Annotated in this window: 16 protein-coding genes; 4 read left to right on the top strand and 12 right to left on the bottom strand. The window is 70.2% G+C overall.

What is annotated here, in order from left to right; genetic code table 11:
- Window positions 1-142 precede the first annotated feature (142 nt).
- From OHS16_RS02580 to OHS16_RS02590, 3 genes are all read left to right on the top strand, one after another.
- The gene (locus tag OHS16_RS02580; RefSeq protein WP_328535496.1) at window positions 143-1,186 is read left to right on the top strand and encodes a 2-hydroxyacid dehydrogenase; all 1,044 of its coding nucleotides are present in this window, start codon (window positions 143-145) and stop codon (window positions 1,184-1,186) included.
- Window positions 1,183-2,646 (top strand): FGGY-family carbohydrate kinase, encoded by a 1,464-nt coding sequence (locus OHS16_RS02585; RefSeq protein ID WP_328535497.1) that lies wholly within the window; start codon window positions 1,183-1,185, stop codon window positions 2,644-2,646. The genes OHS16_RS02580 and OHS16_RS02585 overlap by 4 nt, the downstream gene beginning before the upstream one ends.
- Before the next feature lie 117 nt (window positions 2,647-2,763).
- Window positions 2,764-3,114 (top strand): DUF779 domain-containing protein, encoded by a 351-nt coding sequence (locus tag OHS16_RS02590; RefSeq protein WP_328535498.1) that lies wholly within the window; start codon window positions 2,764-2,766, stop codon window positions 3,112-3,114.
- 20 nt (window positions 3,115-3,134) lie between these two features.
- On the opposite strand, the gene OHS16_RS02595 is transcribed toward OHS16_RS02590, so the two are convergent.
- The 11 genes from OHS16_RS02595 to OHS16_RS02645 all read right to left on the bottom strand — a co-directional run bounded on the left by OHS16_RS02595 (window position 3,135) and on the right by OHS16_RS02645 (window position 15,096).
- A complete protein-coding gene (locus OHS16_RS02595; protein WP_328535499.1) occupies window positions 3,135-3,329 on the bottom strand; it encodes a hypothetical protein in 195 nt (64 codons plus the stop codon).
- Between the two features lie 127 nt (window positions 3,330-3,456).
- Complete coding sequence (locus tag OHS16_RS02600) at window positions 3,457-4,548, bottom strand: acyl-CoA dehydrogenase family protein (protein ID WP_328535500.1); 1,092 nt, start codon at window positions 4,546-4,548, stop codon at window positions 3,457-3,459.
- Complete coding sequence (locus tag OHS16_RS02605) at window positions 4,545-5,783, bottom strand: acyl-CoA dehydrogenase family protein (protein WP_328535501.1); 1,239 nt, start codon at window positions 5,781-5,783, stop codon at window positions 4,545-4,547. The genes OHS16_RS02600 and OHS16_RS02605 overlap by 4 nt, the downstream gene beginning before the upstream one ends.
- Window positions 5,780-6,748, bottom strand: a complete 969-nt coding sequence (locus tag OHS16_RS02610; RefSeq protein ID WP_328535502.1) for an NADPH:quinone oxidoreductase family protein — start codon at window positions 6,746-6,748, stop codon at window positions 5,780-5,782. The genes OHS16_RS02605 and OHS16_RS02610 overlap by 4 nt, the downstream gene beginning before the upstream one ends.
- Before the next feature lie 114 nt (window positions 6,749-6,862).
- Window positions 6,863-7,594: a PIG-L deacetylase family protein gene (locus tag OHS16_RS02615; RefSeq protein WP_328535503.1), complete on the bottom strand. Its 732-nt coding sequence runs from the start codon at window positions 7,592-7,594 to the stop codon at window positions 6,863-6,865.
- A 79-nt stretch (window positions 7,595-7,673) separates the two neighbouring features.
- On the bottom strand, window positions 7,674-8,972 hold the full coding sequence (locus OHS16_RS02620; RefSeq protein WP_328535504.1) for an alpha/beta fold hydrolase: 1,299 nt from the start codon (window positions 8,970-8,972) through the stop codon (window positions 7,674-7,676).
- A 56-nt stretch (window positions 8,973-9,028) separates the two neighbouring features.
- Window positions 9,029-10,453 carry an L-fucose/L-arabinose isomerase family protein gene (locus OHS16_RS02625; protein ID WP_328535505.1) on the bottom strand — a complete coding sequence of 475 codons (1,425 nt, stop codon included), beginning with the start codon at window positions 10,451-10,453 and terminating at the stop codon, window positions 9,029-9,031.
- Window positions 10,454-10,476: 23 nt separating this feature from the next.
- On the bottom strand, window positions 10,477-11,544 hold the full coding sequence (gene rhaS / locus OHS16_RS02630; protein ID WP_328535506.1) for a rhamnose ABC transporter substrate-binding protein: 1,068 nt from the start codon (window positions 11,542-11,544) through the stop codon (window positions 10,477-10,479).
- A gap of 20 nt (window positions 11,545-11,564) precedes the next feature.
- A complete protein-coding gene (locus OHS16_RS02635) occupies window positions 11,565-12,542 on the bottom strand; it encodes an ABC transporter permease (RefSeq protein ID WP_328535507.1) in 978 nt (325 codons plus the stop codon).
- Window positions 12,539-13,564, bottom strand: a complete 1,026-nt coding sequence (locus OHS16_RS02640) for an ABC transporter permease (RefSeq protein ID WP_328535508.1) — start codon at window positions 13,562-13,564, stop codon at window positions 12,539-12,541. Before OHS16_RS02640 ends, OHS16_RS02635 begins: the two co-directional genes overlap by 4 nt.
- The gene (locus OHS16_RS02645; RefSeq protein WP_328535509.1) at window positions 13,561-15,096 is read right to left on the bottom strand and encodes a sugar ABC transporter ATP-binding protein; all 1,536 of its coding nucleotides are present in this window, start codon (window positions 15,094-15,096) and stop codon (window positions 13,561-13,563) included. The genes OHS16_RS02640 and OHS16_RS02645 overlap by 4 nt, the downstream gene beginning before the upstream one ends.
- A gap of 499 nt (window positions 15,097-15,595) precedes the next feature.
- Here OHS16_RS02645 and OHS16_RS02650 point away from each other — a divergent pair, with 499 nt between their 5' ends.
- Window positions 15,596-16,561 (top strand): pirin family protein, encoded by a 966-nt coding sequence (locus tag OHS16_RS02650; RefSeq protein ID WP_328535510.1) that lies wholly within the window; start codon window positions 15,596-15,598, stop codon window positions 16,559-16,561.
- Window positions 16,562-16,665: 104 nt separating this feature from the next.
- Here OHS16_RS02650 and OHS16_RS02655 read toward each other — a convergent pair whose 3' ends face one another.
- Window positions 16,666-17,094: a PPOX class F420-dependent oxidoreductase gene (locus tag OHS16_RS02655; protein ID WP_328535511.1), complete on the bottom strand. Its 429-nt coding sequence runs from the start codon at window positions 17,092-17,094 to the stop codon at window positions 16,666-16,668.
- Window positions 17,095-17,171 lie beyond the last annotated feature (77 nt).

The following is a 17,171-nucleotide window of genomic DNA, read 5'->3' on the forward strand; positions in this document are numbered from 1 at the left end:
GGCCGAGCGGGCGGCACGGGCGCGGCCGCAGTCGCATTGATTCTTCAAAACAATGATGTTAAATCTATCAGCGCCAGTGACAGTGGCACTGCGGCCGAGTTGCCCCGCGGCGCCACCGTGACCCGACGAAGGGCCCCGATCCATGCGCATCCTCGCCGCCGGTGATCATTTCGTCCGCCCGGATCTCCTCCGCGCGGCTCTGCGCGAAGAGCTCGGCACGGCTCCGGAGATCACCGACATCACACTCCCCTGGCCCTATGAGCCGTTCGGACCGGTCGGGGACGTCCATGAGGCGAGTGGCACCGAGCAGGAAATCGTGGAAGCCCTCGCCGACGCCGAGATCTGTGTGACACAGATGGCTCCCTTCACCGAGCGGGTCTTCTCGGCCTGCCCGAAGCTGCGCATGGTCGCGGTCTCCCGGGGCGGCCCGGTCAACGTCGATCTCGCCGCCGCCACCCGGCACGGCGTCGCCGTCTCCTTCGCACCCGGCAGGAACGCCCCCGCCGCCGCCGAGTTCGCCATCGGCCTGATGCTCACCGCCATGCGGCGGATCACCACCGCCGACGCCGAGCTGAAACGCGGAAAGTGGCGCGGTGACTTCTACGCCTACGACGAGGCCGGCATCGAACTCGACGGCGCGACCGTGGGACTCGTCGGATACGGAGCGATCGGCCGCATCGTCGCCCGGGTACTGCGCGCCTTCGGTGCCCACGTCCTGGTCGCCGACCCCTACGCCGATCCCGAGGCCGTCAGGGCCGACGGCGTGCATCACGTCACTCTCGACGAACTCCTGCGCCGCAGCAGTGTGGTGAGCCTGCACGCCCGGCTCACCCCCGAGACCCGTCACCTCATCGATGCCGAAAAGCTGGAGCTCCTTCCCCGGGGGGCGGTGCTGGTCAACTCCGCGCGCGGCGGTCTCATCGACTACGGCCCGCTTCCGCGGCTGCTGCGCAGCGGCCGCATCGGCGCCCTGGCGCTCGACGTGTACGACATCGAACCCCCGCCCGCCGACTGGCCGTTGCACGACGCCCCGAATGTCGTCACGGCCCCGCATCTGGCCGGTGCCACCCGGCAGACCGCGCACCGCGCCGCCGCCATCACCGCCGCGGAGGCGGCCCGGTTCGTACGGGGCGAGAAGCTTGCCCATCCCGCCAATCCCGAGGTCCAGGAGGCTCCGCGGCCATGAGCGTGCTCATCGGCATCGACATCGGCACCTCCGTCACCAAGGCGGTGGCCTTCGACAGCGAGGGCATCACCCTGACCTCCGCCACCCGCCGCAGCGTCCTTGAGCGGCTGTCGGGCAGCCGGGTCGAGCAGGACCTCGGCGATGTGGTCCGTACGGTCGCCGAGGTCGTACGGGAAGTCACTGCCGTGCTCAACGAGGCGCCCGCCGCGCTGGCCCTCACCGGGCAGGGAGACGGCCTGTGGCTGCGCGACAACGACGGGCGCGCCGTCCGCCCGGCGATCTCCTGGATGGACGGCCGGGCGTCCGACCGGGTGGCGCACTGGCTGCAGGACGGCATTGTCCAGGAGGTGTACCGCCACACCGGCTCCGGCATGTTCCCGGGGTGCCACGCCCCGCTCCTGGCCCATCTGCAGGAACACGAACCGGAGACCCTGCGGCGCGCGGCCACGGCGGGGTACTGCGTGGACGCCGTGGCCCAGTGCCTCACCGGCCGGGTCAGCGTGGACGCGTCCGATGCCACTCTGCCCTTCCTCGACCCGGTGAGCCGCACCTACTCCCGCGCGGCGCTGGCCGCCTGCGGGATCGAGAAGCAGGTCCGCCTGCTGCCCGCTCCCGCCGCACCGGGAACCGTGCTGGCGCTCGACGCAAGGGGAGCCGCACTGCTGGGACTTCCCGAAGGGCTGCCGCTCACCGCCGGCCCCTATGACCTTCCGGCATGTGCGGTGGGCAGCGGTGTCCGCGGGGTGGGCGACGGCCTGCTGATCGTCGGCACCACCCTGGCGTGCCAGGTTCTCACCGATCAGGCCCGTACCGACGACTCCGCGGAGCCGGCCGGCATGTGGTTGTGCACACCGGACCCCGGGCGCTGGCTGCGCTCCATGCCCGCGATGGTCGGCACCGCCGCCCTCGAGTGGATCCTCACTCTCACCGGTAGGACCACGTCCGACCTCGACCAACTGCTCGCCGACAGCCCGCCGGGTGCGCATGGCGTCAGCGCGCTGCCGTTCCTCTCCGATGCAGGGGAGCGGGCTCCTTTCGTGGACCCGGGGGCACGGGGCCGCCTCGACGGGCTCAGCCTCACGCACACTCCGGCCGACGCGGTGCGCGCCATGTGCGAGGCCATCGGCTACGCCGCTCGGCACTGTCTGGAAGCCGCCGGTCTCACCGGCACCCTCGCCGCCTGCGGCGGCGGCACCCGCTCGGGGCCCTGGGCACAGCTCTTCGCGGACGTCCTGGGCCGTGGCATCCGCATCCCGGTGGAGAACGAGGTGGGCGCGCTCGGCGCGGTGCGGGTGGCCCGCCGCTTCCTCGGCGAACCCGCGGAGACAAAGCCCCAGTCGTTCCGGACCGTTGAGCCGGGCCCCGCGTCCCGTCAGGTGTACGAGGACGGCTACGCCGCCTACCTCGCCGCACTCGATGCGGCCCGCGGGCAGTGGGGCGGAGGAGTACGCCGCTCCTGAGGACGAGTGCAACCCTCTCGCAACGTCGCCGGGGTTCTGCTGGGGGTACCGCACCGGCGGCTGCGTCCGCGGTCGCCGGGCCGGACCACGGAGACGGGTCATGACGGAGAGGCCGCGATGTCCGACGCACCACGCGTGGAAGTCACCCCTGCGGCCGCCTTGCTCATACGGCGGCTGCGCGAGACCCACGGACCGCTGATGTTCCACCAGTCGGGCGGCTGCTGCGACGGCAGCGCGCCCATGTGCTATCCGGACGGTGAGTTCCGTACCGGGGGCTCGGACGTCCTGCTGCAGTCGCTGACCGTCGACGGCGTCACGGAGCCCGTCCCGTTCTGGATCTCGGCGAGCCAGCAGGAGGTGTGGTCGCACACCCGGCTGATCGTCGATGTCGTGCAGGGGCGGGGCAGCGGCTTCTCCCTCGAGGCACCGGAGGGGGTGCGCTTCCTCATCCGGTCACAACTGCTGTGACGTCGCCCTTCGGTGCATGGTCAGGGCTGGATCGTACTGACCAGGCGCGCGGTACCGGTGACGGCTTGCTGGATGGTCGGTGCGACGCTCGTGCTGGCCAGCATGAAGCCGAGCAGGGCGCAGACGATCGCGTGCGAGATCTTGAGTCCGCCACCGCGCAGGAAAATCACCGCAAGAACGAGCAGAAGCACCAGCAGTGAGATCGAGATGGCCATGGTCACCCTCCTCCGCCGCACCGGATATGCGGCATTCGGCCGCCAGTGTGGCGGAGGAGGCGCCCGTTACCGGCAGAAGCTCTGTAGGCCGTTCGGGTGTTGACTGACGGTGACCGTCAGGTGCGTACTATCGCGGTGCCGGCAGGTCGACGAGACCGGCCAGCAAGGTGCGGTGCGCGCCGGCCGAACCGAACGCGACGGCGTCCGACTTGGCGCGCTTGAGATACAGGTGTGCGGGGTGCTCCCAGGTCATGCCGATCCCGCCGTGCAGCTGAATACACTCCTCCGCCGCTCGCACCGCGACCCGTCCGCAGTACGCCTGGGCGACGGCGACCGCGAGTTCGGTCTCGGGGCTGCCGGTGGCGAGTGCGTCGGCCGCGTTGCGCGCCGCGGCCCGGGCCGACACGACCTCGAGCCAGAGCTGGGCCATCCGGTGCTTGAGCGCCTGGAACCCGCCGACGGGCCGGTTGAACTGATGCCGTTCGCGGGTGTACCTGACCGTCTCCTCCAAACACCACTCGGCGATGCCCAGTTGCTCGGAGGCGAGCAGCCCCGCACCGGCGAGCAGTCCCCGGTGCACAGCCGTCCGCGACGTGGCCGCGTCCGCGAGGAGGTCACCACGCACTCCGTCGAAGGTGACGGCGGCGAGCGGTCGGGTGAGGTCGAGCGGCACCAGCGGCTCGACGGTGACGCCGGGGGCCTTGGCGTCGACGGCGTACAGCCCCTCGGACGTGGGCACCAGCAGCGTCCGGGCGGCGATCGCGTCGGCGACGCCGGTGACCGTGCCGGTCAGGCCGGCCGGCAGGTGCGACACGCCGGGGGCGGTCGCCAGCGGGAGGGTGAGGACCGCCACGCCGTCGCCCGAGGCAAGCGCGGTGAGCAGCCCGGCGACCGGTGCGCTGTCCGTGTCGAGGCCGAGGAGTACCTCGGTCGCGACGACCGCGCTGGTGAGATACGGCGCCGGGGCGACACTTCGCCCGAGTTCCTCGAGCACGACGGCGGCCTCGCGGTGGGATGCGCCCTGGCCGCCGAGCTTCTCGGGGACGAGCAGTCCCGCCGTCCCCATCTCGGCGGCGAGGGACGTCCACAGCTGATGGTCGTACGGCGTGTCGGACTCGGCCCGGGACAGCAGGCCCGGCGTGTCGAGGCGGCCGGCGAGCAGCGAACGGACCGCGGCACGGAGATCGTCCTCGGTCTCGGAGTAGAGCAGGTCGGTCATCGGGCCAGATCCTTCCAGGCGGCGTCCTTGTCGTTGCGTGGCTCGGACGGCAGTCCGAGGACTCGCTCGGCGACGATGTTCAGCAGCACTTCGCTGGTGCCACCCTCGATGGAGTTGCCCTTGGAACGCAGGTAGCGGTAACCGGCGTCTCTGCCGGTGAAGTCGACTTGGCTGGGACGGCTCATGGTCCAGTCGCCGTACAACAGGCCTTCGTCACCGAGGAGTTCGACCTCGAGGCCGCTGATCTCCTGGTTGAGCCGGGCAAAGGTGAGTTTCATGCCCGAGCCTTCGGGGCCCGGCTGCCCGGCGACGAGCTGCTGGCGCAGCCGCTCACCGGCGAGCCTGGCGACCTCGGCTTCCACCCAGAGGGTGAGGAGCCGCTGATGGAGATCGTGTGTCCGCAGGTCGGGTCGCGCACGCCAGGTCTGCGCGACGGGTCCGATCATGCCCCCCTCGCGCGGGATGCGGGAGCCGCCGATCGAGACCCGCTCGTTCATGAGGGTGGTCTGCGCGACCTTCCAGCCCTCGCCGACCGGGCCGAGCCGGTGGGCCGCGGGGATCCGCACATCCGTCAGGAAGACCTCGTTGAACTCCGCCTCACCGGTGATCTGCCGAAGTGGCCGCACCTCGACGCCCGGGTCGGTCATGTCGCAGATGAAGTAGGTGATGCCGCGGTGCTTGGGCACATCAGGGTCGGTCCGTGCGATGAGGATCGCCCAGCGTGCAAGATGCGCGCTGGATGTCCAGACCTTCTGGCCGTTGACGATCCAGTCGCTCTCCTCGGCCGCGTCATCGCCCGCTCGTTCAGCGGTCGCGGGGTCACGCACGGCACGGGTGGCGAGTGCGGCCAGGTCGGAGCCGGCGCCGGGCTCGCTGAAGAGCTGGCACCACACCTCCTCGCCGACCCACAGCGGGCGCAGGAAGCGCCGCTTCTGCTCCTCGGTGCCGTAGCGCAGGATGGTCGGTGCGGCCATGCCGAGCCCGATGCCGATACGCCGCGGATCGTTGTCGGGCGCGTCGGCGGCGGCGAGTTCGGCGTCCACGACCTCCTGCAGGGAGCGGGGGACGCCGAGCCCGCCGAGCCCCTCGGGGTAGTGCACCCAGGCGAGCCCGGCGTCGAAGCGTGCCTTGAGGAAGTCGGTGTGGCCGGTGACCGCCGGGGGGTGCGCCGCCAGCAGGTCACGGGTGCGGCGCCGGAGTTCGCCGGCGTCCGGCTTCGGGCTGCTGTCCTTCATCGGACGGCTCCTTCCGGGATGATCACGACGCGGCCGGTGGTGACGCCGTCGGCGACACGCTGGACGGCGCCCGCGGCATCCTTGAGGGCGACCCGCTCGGAGACCAGCGGCTTGATGGTGCCCTGCGCTGCGAGCGCGGTCAGTTCGGCGTGGCAACGGCCGATGGACGCGGGGTCCTTCTGCGCGTACAGCCCCCAGTGCAGCCCCATGATCGTGTAGTTCTTGACGAGCGCGTGGTTGAGCGCGGGACTGGGGATGGCGCCGCTGGCGAAGCCGACGACGACGATCCGACCCTCGAAAGCGACGCACTTGGCGGACTTGGCATAGGCGTCCCCACCGACCGGGTCGTAGACGACGTCCGCGCCCCTGCCGCCGGTGAATTCCTTGACCTTCGCGACGATGTCCTCGGACCGCCGGTCGATGACCAGGTCGCAGCCGAGCTCCGCGGCGATCACGGCCTTGTCCTGACCGCCGACGACACCGATGACCGTGGCGCCCGCAGCCTTGCCGAGCTGTACGGCCGCGCTGCCGACACCGCCGGCGGCGGCGTGCACCAGCAGGGTCTCACCGGCCTGGATCCGCGCCCTGCGGTGCAGCCCGAACCAGCCGGTCTGGTAGCCGATGTGCAGCGCCGCCGCTTCTGCGTCGTCCAGCGCGGGCGGTGCGGGGAGCACCGCCGCCTCGTCGACGACGACGTATTCCGCGAAACCGCCGTGCGGCAGGGCCGGGTTGGCGATCACCCGGCGCCCGTCGGCCGTCTCGCCGCAGATCTCCACACCGGGGGTGAACGGAAGCGGCGGGCGCACCTGGTACTGGCCGCGGCAGAGCAGCGCGTCGGGGAAGTTGATGTTCGCAGCAAGCACCCTCAGCTTGAGCTGCCCAGGTCCGGCTTCCGGCTCCGGCACCTCGTCCAGGCGCATCACCTCACCCGGCTCGCCGTTCTCGTGCACTTGCCATGCCTGCATCGGGGGGCCTCCACACACCGTAGGCTGAACTGCGCTCAGCGCATACTAAGCGGTCGCTTGCCTCGTTGTGAACCCGTTTCCCCAGTCTTCCGGCGGATGCGGCAGCGGCGGCGCTCAGCGGGGGAAGACCTCGAACGTGACGGCGGGCCTGCCGCCGAAGCGTTCGGCAGCTGCTTCCGCGTTGCCGGTCAGAAAGGTGCGGCAGTACGTTTCCGGATCCTCGTCCGTCAGCACCTCGATATAGCTGCGGTGCTCCAGCAGGGACAGCACCGACCGTTCGAGCCCGTCGCTCGCGTCCACCGCATGCGTGGGCGACGACGACCCTGCGACGGCAACCCAGCGCACGCCGTCCCACGGCGGCAGTCCCCGCTCGGTCAGCTCGGGAAAGATCCATCGGTTTCCCGCGTCCCCCACCGCATCCAGGACCGCCCGGCCGACGGCCACATGATCCGGCGTGTTCCAGGCGACCCCGCCCCAGGTGTCCCGGTGGTTGAGCGTGATGACCAGCTCCGGGCGGTGCCGTCGGACGGCGGCCGCGATGTCCCTGCGCAGCCCTGTGCCGTACTCGATCACACCGTCCTGGTGACCGAGGAACTCCACGGTGCGCACCCCGACCACCGCCGCACTCGCCCGCTGCTCCTGTTCGCGCAGCGGACCGCACCTGCCGGGTTCGATGGTGTCGATGCCCGCCTCACCTCGGGTGGCGAGGGCATAGACCACCTCCCGTCCGCCGTCGGTCCAGGCTGCGACGGCCGCCGAGCAGCCGTACTCCAGGTCATCGGGGTGGGCGACGACGGCGAGCGCTCGCTGCCAGTCGGTGGGCATGGCTTCCAGTTGGCCTGTCATGGCCGCAGGATAGGGCGCGGCACCGCGTGACCCGGCCGAAGATCACCGGCCGTGTCGTCCGGGCGCCCCCGCCGGTCGTTCAGACTTCGTCCCTGGCGAGCGCGAGCAGCCGGTCGAGTACCCGCGGTCCGCCCGCCCGCAGCCCGTCGTGCTCGTACTCGTCGGTCACCCAGGTGCGCAGACCGCGGATGGCACGGGCGGTGCGCAGTGCGTCCTCCGTGTCCACATACATGTCGTCGTGGTAGACGGCGGCCGCGACCGGCACCTCGTTGACCGCGAGCCGGCCGGCGTCGTAGAGCGGGGCCCACTCCGTGCGGGCGGCCAGCAGGTCGGCGGTCTCGCGCAGCGGTCGCAGCGCGGGGTCCACACTGAAGTGCCACGGGTGCACCGACTCCCCGGTGAACGGCACGGGACCGTTCCCTGCCAGCGCCCGGCCCACGTCCAAGGCGGGGAACTCCGCGCGTACCCGCTCGGCGGACCATGCGGTCGGGCGGTTGTCCTGGCCGTAGATGGACTCGTGGACGAGGGCGTAGAGCGGGTGCGCCGCGAAGGAGAGCGCCCCGTGCACCCGCTCCTGGAAGGAGTCGGACAGCTGGGGACCCTGCTCCGTCGTGACGAAGGCGTCCGCCAGGAGGTGGTGCAGTGAGTGGCTGCCGTCCGCGGTACCCAGCACGATACCGAGCGACTGAAAGGCCTCAATCGTGAGCGTGTAACCGCTGTTGAGGGCTTTCCCTTCGGCGCCGAGATGGGCGGCGATCTCGCGGGCGCGCCCCACGTCCTGCGGATAGCGGGCGTAGTGCGCTGCGGTCTTCCGTGCGATACGGGGGTATGCGGCCCGGTACACGTCGTCGGCGTGCGCGTCGAGCGCGGGCAGGCCGCCGGCGATCAGCGCGGTGGCCAGGCCCTCCGGGGCCGCCGAGAGGTAGTGGACGGCACAGAAGCCGCCGAAACTCTGCCCGAGCACCGTCCAGGGCTCGCCGCCCGTGAGCCGCTGTCTGATGAGCTCGCAGTCGCGGACGATGGAGTCGGCCCTGAAGTGCGCCAGATAGCCGGCCTGCTGACGGGGACCTCCACGCAGGGGCAGGGTCTGACGATTGGCCGGCGTGGATGCGCCGGTTCCGCGCTGGTCGAGCAGCAGCACCCGGAACTCCCGCACCGCGCGGGCGAGCCAGGACTGTTTTCCGGTGAAGCGGTCGGCCCCGAAGCCGGGGCCACCCTGCAGGTAGAGCAGCCAGGGCAGCCCGGCAGCCTTCCTGCCCGCGGCGACCACCTCGCGGGCGAAGACCTCGATCTGTTCTCCGCCCGGCTCAGCGTGGTCCAGGGGCACCCGGAAGCGGTGGTCGGTGAGGACGAGGCCGGGCTGGCGGTAGCTGGTCACGAGGGCTCCTGGTGGTACGGACGACGTTCCTCATCGTCCACCATCCGCGCGCACGCTCAGACAGTGACCTCCACCAGTTCGAGGCCGGTCAGGCCCGCCAGTGCCCGCAGGTCCGGCAGCAGCCGCCCGGTGGCCAGCGCCCAGTGGTGGCCGACACCGCTGGCGCTCCAGGCATCGGTCCACTCCCCCGGATCGGCTCCGAAGTCGACCCGGGACGTGGTGTTGCCGATCTGCAGCAGCGGTCCGCCGACGACTTTCCCCTCGGCGGCGACGATCCGGTAGCGGCCGTCACGGCTCTGGCCGAGACCCACCAGGGTGACGGGTCCGTGTCGGACGTCGAACTCCACGGAGACCCCCCATCCTCGCTTGCCGTGGTAGACACCGAGACCGCGCAGAACGGGACGGCCGTCGCTGATCGCAAGGTGCCCTGGCCCGTCGTGGCCCATCTCCACCACCCCGTCCCGGAAGTTCAGCGCCTGGAGCTCGGTGAAGGAGCCGCCGGCGCCGAGCCGGTCGGTGATCAGCATGGCGAGGGAGGTACGCAGTTCGTATTCTCCGCAGACCGGGATTCCGCGTGCGGTCAGCAGCGAACCGCCCAGGATGAGACCGGCTCCCAGGCGTTCATGGATGTCACCGCCGAGACCGCGGTGGTAGTAGGCCAGGGAATCCAGGTCGAAGTCCGCGACCAGCCGGTCGAGCCCGACGGCGACCCTGGCGGCCCAGGCGAGATCGTCGGCCGCCACCGAGCCGGCGATCTCGAAGACGCCGCGCGCCTCGGCGAGCTTCGCCTCGGTCTCCCTGTCGCCTGCCTGCTCGACCCGGACCCGCAGGTCGTCGATCTCCAGGACCTCGACATGTCCGCCGAGACTGCCCGGCACCATGGTGAGGTCGGTGGAGACGTCGTACATCCCCGGATAGAGATGACCGAGCAGACCGTGCCGGCCCTGGCGCAGTACCGACCGGACCCCGGCGGCCCTGACCCAGCGGCCGATCCGCTCCCAGGCCCGTTCGTCCTCCAGATGTCCTGAGACCGAGCGGAAGTCCACCCCGACGCGTTCGAAGGTGGAGGCCATCTCCGGCAGCGGGCAGGCGCCGCAGTAGGCGAGCCACTCCCCGGTGCCGAAGGACGCGTGGTCCATCGCCTCGGTGGGCTGGAGGTTGACGAGCAGCACCGGTGCTCCGCTGCGCTGGGCGACCGGTGCCAGCATGGTCGCGGTCATGTACGTCGTGAGGAAGCCGACGATGAGATCGCATCCCGCGGCACGCAGGGTCTCGGCGGCCGCGGCGCCCTCCTCGGCGTCGGAGATGAACCCTGCGTCCACCACATCCGCGTCATGGCCCCGAAGCCGCTCGGCCACCCTGGCAGCCGAGCGGCGCAGTTGCGGCAGCAGCCCGGGGAACTGCGTCCAGTACACGCCGAGTCCGCCCGCGACCAGCCCGATCTTCGGGCGGCGGGCCACGGCGGGTGTGCGTGCGCTCATGTCATGTCCCCCGGCCCTGTCGCTCAGAAGTCGAACTGGTCGATGTTCTTGCTGTCGAAGACGGTGGGCGGTCCGAGGATGACCTCGCCGTCCTTCAGCACGGTGAACTCACCGAGGTCGCCGGCCTTGAACTTCTCCCCCTCGGCTCCGGTGATCTGCCCCGAGGCGAGCGCCGCGGCCGCGTACGAGGCGAGTTTCCCCAGCTTCTTGGGGTCCCAGAGCGCGAACTGGCCGACCGTGCCGTCCTTGACGTACTTGCGCATCTGGTTGGGCGTCCCGAGGCCGTTCACCACGACCTTGCCCTTGTACGAGGAGGCGCTGATGTACCGCGCGGCGGCGGCGATCCCGACCGTGGTGGGCGAGATGATGCCCTTCAGCTTCGGGTACGCCTTGAGCAGCCCCTGGGTCTCCTGGAAGGACTTCTGGTCGTCGTCGTCCCCGTAGGCGACCTTCACCAGCTTCATGTTCTTGTACGCGGGCTTCTTGAGCTCGTCCTTCATGTACGAGATCCAGGTGTTCTGGTTGGTCGCGTTCTGGGTGGCCGAGAGGATCGCGATCTGACCCTTGTGGTGCAGCTGTTCGGCGATGTGCTGGACCTGGCTGCGGCCGATCTGCTCGGAGCTCGCCTGGTTGATGAAGATCTGCCGGCAGTCCTTGGCGGTGTCGGAGTCGTAGGCGACGACCTTGATGTTCTGTTTCATGGCCTGCTTGAGCGGACCGCACACGGCGTTGGGGTCATTGGCCGCGATGAGAATGGCGTTCTGGCGCTGCTGGGTGAGGGTGTTGATGTACGAGACCTGGGAGGAGGCCTTGGCATCGGACGGGCCGACCTCCTTGCCCGTCGAGGCGAACTCCTTGGCCGCGGCGATGCCCGCGTTGTCGACGATCTGCTCGTAGGGATTGTTGATCTGCTTCGGCAGGAAGGCCAGTTTGAGGCCCTTCTTCAGCGGCGCGCCGGGGTTGGCCTTGGCGGCGCCGGCCGTGGGTTTGTCGTCGTTCTTCGCCGAGTCCTTGGTGGTGCCGGAACAGCCCGCGAGGGCGAGGCAGCAAACCGCGGCCGTGGCGGCGATCGTGCGGGTGCGCAGGTTCATGACGGAACAGGCCTCTCTGGTCAGATCTGGTCGGGAAGGTGGCGGCGCTCGGAGACCGCGCTGATGACGCGGGGGGTGAGGACCGACGCGATGAGCAGCAGGCCGGTGACGATCACTTGGACTTCGTTGGACACATCGTTCAGCGTGAGCAGATTGCCCAGCAGCCCGATCAGCAGGACTCCGGCCACCGCGCCGCCCAGGGTGCCCTTCCCGCCGTCGAAGTCGACCCCGCCGAGGAGGACGGAGGCGATGACCACGAGTTCCAGGCCGATGCCGTTGTCGGCGCGGGCGCTCCCGTACCTGAGGGTGTAGACGATCCCGGCGAAGGAGGCGACGAGACCGGAGACCGCGAAGAGCGCGATCTTGATCCTTTTGACCCGGACACCCGCGAAGTACGCGGCGTCCTCCTGGGCCCCGATCGCGAAGAGCGAGCGTCCGAAACCGGTGCAGTGGAGTACGACGGCGGTGATCACCGCGAGCACGACGAACAGCGCGACCGGGTAGGGGACGAAGGTGCCGGGAACCGTCCTGGTGTACGCCGCCCACTGCGCATAGGCGTCGGGGAAGTCGGCCACCGCCTTGTCGCCGAGCACCACCGATGCGAGACCCCGGTAGAGCGTGAGCGTACCGATGGTGACCGCGAGGGAGGGGAGACCGATCCGGGTGACCAGCCAGCCGTTGAGCAGCCCGCCGGCCGCACCGACCAGCAGGCAGACGGGCACGATCAGCTCGAAGGCCCAGCCGGCGTCCCACAGGGCCCCGGCGAGCGCGCTGGAGAGCCCGAGCATGGAGGCAACGGAGAGGTCGACCTGCCCGGCGACGACAAGAAGCGTCATCGGCAGCGCGATCAGTGCGATCTCGGCGGTGTCGTCGAGGGCGGCCGAGAGGTTGGAGGTGTCGGCGAAACCGCCCGTGGTGCCCGCGCCGGCGAGGAAGACGGCGACCAGAAGCACGGTGACCACGGTGTCCCAGCGGACGTACTTGGTGAAAGCGGTCATCGCCTGCTCCTCTTCCTCAGGGCACTGGTGGTGCGCACCTGCACGATGCGGTCGGTGGTGATGGCCGCGAGCAGCAGCACTCCGGTGATCGCCTGCTGCCAGAAGGAGTCGACCTTGAGCACGACCAGGGCGCTGCCGATGGTGGTGAGGAGCAGCGCGCCGAGCGCCGCCCCCCATACCGCCCCGGTGCCGCCGGTGATGGCGACGCCGCCGACCACGACCGCGCTGACGACGGTCAGTTCCCAGCCGTTGGTCGCGTCGGCGACAACGGTGCCGAACCGGGCCAGCCACAGCGCCCCGGCGAATCCGGCGACCGCGCCCGAGAAGGCGTAGGCCGCCAGGATCCTGCGGCGGATGGGGATGCCGGCCAGGCGGGCGGCCTCGGGATTGGAGCCGATGGCGTACAGCTCGCGTCCGCTGCGGTAGGTCCGCAGGAAGTAGCCGGTGGCGACGAGCACCACGGCGGAGATCAGCGGAAGATACGGGATGCCGAGGATGCTCCCCGTGCCGAGGGCGAGCACCGCGTCGGGGACATTGACGGCGTTGATCTGCTCGCCGTGCGCCCAGGCGTGGTCGACTCCCTGGACGACATAGAGCATGCCCAGGGTGACGACCAGCGCGGGCACCCGTCCGAAACTGACCAGCGCGCCGCTCACCAGGCCGCAGACGACCCCCAGTCCGAGACCCAGCAGGACGACGGTGAACGCACTGCGGTCCGTCCCGGAGACGAAGTGCCCGCAGGCGAACGCCGTCAGCCCGGTGACCGATCCGACCGAGAGGTCGATGTTGCGGGTGATCACGACGACGGACTGGCCGACCGCGAGCAGCACCAGGATCGACGAGTTGAGCAGCAGGTCCTTGATGCCCTGGTCGTCGAGAAATCCGGGGTTCGCGATCCATGTGCCGAGGATCAGCAGGACGAGAGCGCCGCCGATGCTGATCTCGCGGGCCCGGAATACGGTGTCGACGAGAGAGCGGGCGCCGTCCCGCGTGGGCGCGGGCTTGTCGAGTGTGGTGGTCATGCGGCCTCGTTCTCCTTCCCGGTGCGCCCGGCGGCCGCGGACATCACCGATTCCTCGGTGGCGTCGGCCCGGGGTATCTCGGCGACGAGGCGGCCTTCGCGCATCACCAGTACCCGGTCCGCCATCCCGAGGACTTCGGGCAGATCGGACGAGACCATCAGCACGGCGAGGCCTTCGGCGGCCAGCGATGACAGCAACCGGTGCACCTCCGCCTTGGTGCCCACGTCGATCCCGCGGGTGGGTTCGTCGACGATCAGCACCTTGGGACCGGTGGCGAGCCATTTGGCGAGAACCACCTTCTGCTGGTTGCCGCCGGAGAGCACACCGACGCTGTCGCCGAGCCTGTTGTATTTGAGCTGCAGCCTCACCGCCCAGTCGGCGGCCCTTGCCGACTCGAGCGTCCGCCGTACGAGTCCGGCGCGGCCGAGGCTGTCCAGGCCGGTGAGCCCGATGTTGCGCTCGATGGACATGTCCATCACCAGACCGCGCTGCCGCCGGTCCTCGGGGACGAGCGCGATCCCGGCATCCATGGCAGCGGTCGGTGAACCGGCGCGCAGCCGCTGCCCGTTCACCGTCACCTCACCCGCATCCGCCCGGTCGACCCCGAACACGGCCTGGACCACCTCACTGCGTCCGGCACCGACCAGCCCGGCCAGTGCGACGATCTCCCCTCTGCGCACATCGAAGCTGACGTCCCGGAAGACGCCCTCGCGGGTCAGCCGGCTGACGGACAGGGCGGTATCACCCGGCGTGGTGAGCGCCTTGGGATAGAGCTCACCGAGTTCACGGCCCACCATGCGCCGGACAAGATCGTCCTCGGTCAGCCCGTCGAGCAGTTCGGTGGCCACCAGCCGGCCGTCGCGCAGTGTGGTCACGCGACGGCAGAGGCGGAACATCTCCTCGAGGCGGTGCGAGATGAACAGCACCGCCGCGCCCTCGGCCCGCAGGGTCTCAACGACCGTGAAGAGGCGGGCGGCTTCACTGCCGGTCAGCGCGGCGGTCGGTTCGTCCATGATCAGAACGCGGGCGTCGAAAGAGAGCGCCTTGGCGATCTCGACGATCTGCTGGTCCGCTATGGACAGCCCACGCGCGGGCCTCTCCGGATCCAGCCGCACACCGAGTCTGCGCATGAGGGCGTCGGTCGCGTCGTGCACGGCCCTGCGGTCGATACGGCGCAGCGTCCGCCGGGGCTGGCGGCCCATGAAGATGTTCTCGGCGATGGACAGATCCGGGAAGAGCGTCGGCTCCTGGTAGATCACGGCGACACCCGCATCGCGGGCGTCGGCCGGGCCGTGGAACTCGACGGGTACGCCATCGAGCAGCACCTGCCCGTGATCGGGCCTGTGAACTCCGGCGAGGATCTTGATCAGGGTCGACTTGCCGGCCCCGTTCTCACCCGCCAGCCCGTGCGCCTCACCGGCGGACAGGCGCAGCGCGACGTTCTGCAGGGCCCGGACCGCTCCGAAGGACTTGGAGACGTCCTCCAGCGCGAGCACGGGAACGGTGTCCGCGCCCGGGTCGGACTTGGTCATGAGAGCTCCTCGGTGACGGACGGCGAGTGTCCCGCTGAACATGAAAGGTTTCAACCCAATGGCACGGAAGCTAGGGCTGATCGTCACGCGACGTCAATGGGTATGCAGCGAAAAATTCGACGACCTTTGAGGCGGTCGATTATCCATGTACCGAACAGTCACGCCATCACAATCATGAAACGATTCATGCGATCGAATGGATCGGGCGCCGTATGAGCCACCCGGAAGGCGCCGCCGGGGGCCCGGACGCAGCAGGTCGGCGGGGGCCCGTGGTCAGGTGGGCAGGGTCCAGCCTGACGGACGCGGCACCGTAGCCGCCCACCGGGGTCCGGCCCGAGGTCGGTTCGATGGGCGCGGTCAGGTGCCGATTCAGTCCGGAGGCCGCAACGGCGCCCGCCCCGATGGGCTGTTCGAGTGCCCGGCTCGCGAGCCGGGCCCCCGTGGCCGGGACGAGCGGTGTCGGTCCGAGTGCGCCTGCCACGGCGCTAGGTTGTCCGTCATGAGCAATCTTGATCGCCGGTCGACCCTCTCCGTCTGTGGCGGCCGTGGCTTCGTCGTGGCCGAGCCGGTACGCGAGCTCCTCAGCCCTCGCCGGGTCAAGCTGGGCGAATCGACCGAGGTACGCAGGCTGCTCCCCAATCTCGGCCGCCGGATGGTGGGTGCGTGGGCCTTCGTCGATCACTACGGGCCTGACGACATCGCTGACGAGCCGGGGATGCAGGTTCCACCCCACCCGCACATGGGTCTGCAGACGGTGAGCTGGCTGCACGAGGGCGAGGTGCTGCACCGGGACAGCATCGGCAGCCTGCAGACCGTCCGCCCGCGTGAGCTGGGGCTGATGACATCGGGCCGGGCGATCAGCCACTCGGAGGAGAGCCCGCGTTCGCACGCCCGCCTGCTGCACGGAGCCCAGCTCTGGGTGGCTCTCCCCGAAGCCCACCGCGCCGTCGAGCCGCACTTCCAGCACCACGCCGATCTGCCGGCCTTGACCGGCCAGGGCCTCACCGCGACGGTGATCCTCGGTGAGCTCGACGGAGCCCGCTCCCCCGGCACCGTGTACAGCCCTCTTGTCGGCGCCGATCTGGCGCTGTCCGCAGGCGCGGAGGTCACGCTGCCGCTCGATCCCGACTTCGAGTACGCGGTGCTGGCGATGTCGGGCGAGGCCCATGTCGACAACGTCCCGGTGGAACCGGGCGCGATGCTCTACCTCGGCTGCGGGCGTACCGGGCTCCCGCTGCGCGGGGTGTCGGACGCGGGTCTGATGCTGCTGGGCGGCGAGCCGTTCGAGGAGGAGATCGTGATGTGGTGGAACTTCGTCGGTCGGTCCAACGAGGAGATCGCGCAGGCGCGTGCGGACTGGATGTCGGGGAACCGATTCGGCGAGGTGGTGGGGTATGACGGCGGCAGGCTCGCCGCTCCGGAGCTGCCGCCCGTACCGCTGAAACCGCGTGGACGCGTCCGCTGATCGCGCCGACGCCTGAGCGCGGCGGCCCCGGCCGGAGGCCGGCCGGGCCGGGACGCACCACCCGTTCGGGGCAGACTTCGGGACAGAAACTGACTGCGACGGCGCTAGTCTGCGATGCCGGAGCGGGCGATGACGTGCTCCACCGTGGCCCGTACGAGGAACTCGCCGGGTACCGCGTTGCGCTGCTGGTAGGCCTCGGCGTTTTCCGGGCCCATGTAGCGGCTCCCGAGCCGGCGGGCCCAGGAGCGCAACGCGGTCGCGTCATCGCTGAGTTCGGCGGTGCCGCGCAACTGCACATAGGAGTAGGGCGGTTCCTGGTCATCGACACAGAGGCTGAACCGGCGTGTGCGACGCAGGGCGCGTGCCTTGACGGAGTCTCCCCAGACGGTGAAAACCACCTGCAGTGCCGCGGAGGTCTCATCGAGCAGGAACCAGACGGGTGTCACATGCGGCTCACCGGAAACGCGGGTGACGGCTAGTTTGCCGGTACGCGTGCCGTGGGAGACGAATCCCCGCCACTCGTCCTCTGTCATGTCGCGCATCGTGCCCGCCCTTCCTGTTCGACTGTTTCGGGTCTGCCCCGTCTGCCCCGTCTGCTCACGGGAAGAGC

The sequence above is a fragment of the Streptomyces sp. NBC_00344 genome, from assembly GCF_036088315.1.
In the GTDB taxonomy this organism is placed as follows: Bacteria; Actinomycetota; Actinomycetes; order Streptomycetales; family Streptomycetaceae; genus Streptomyces.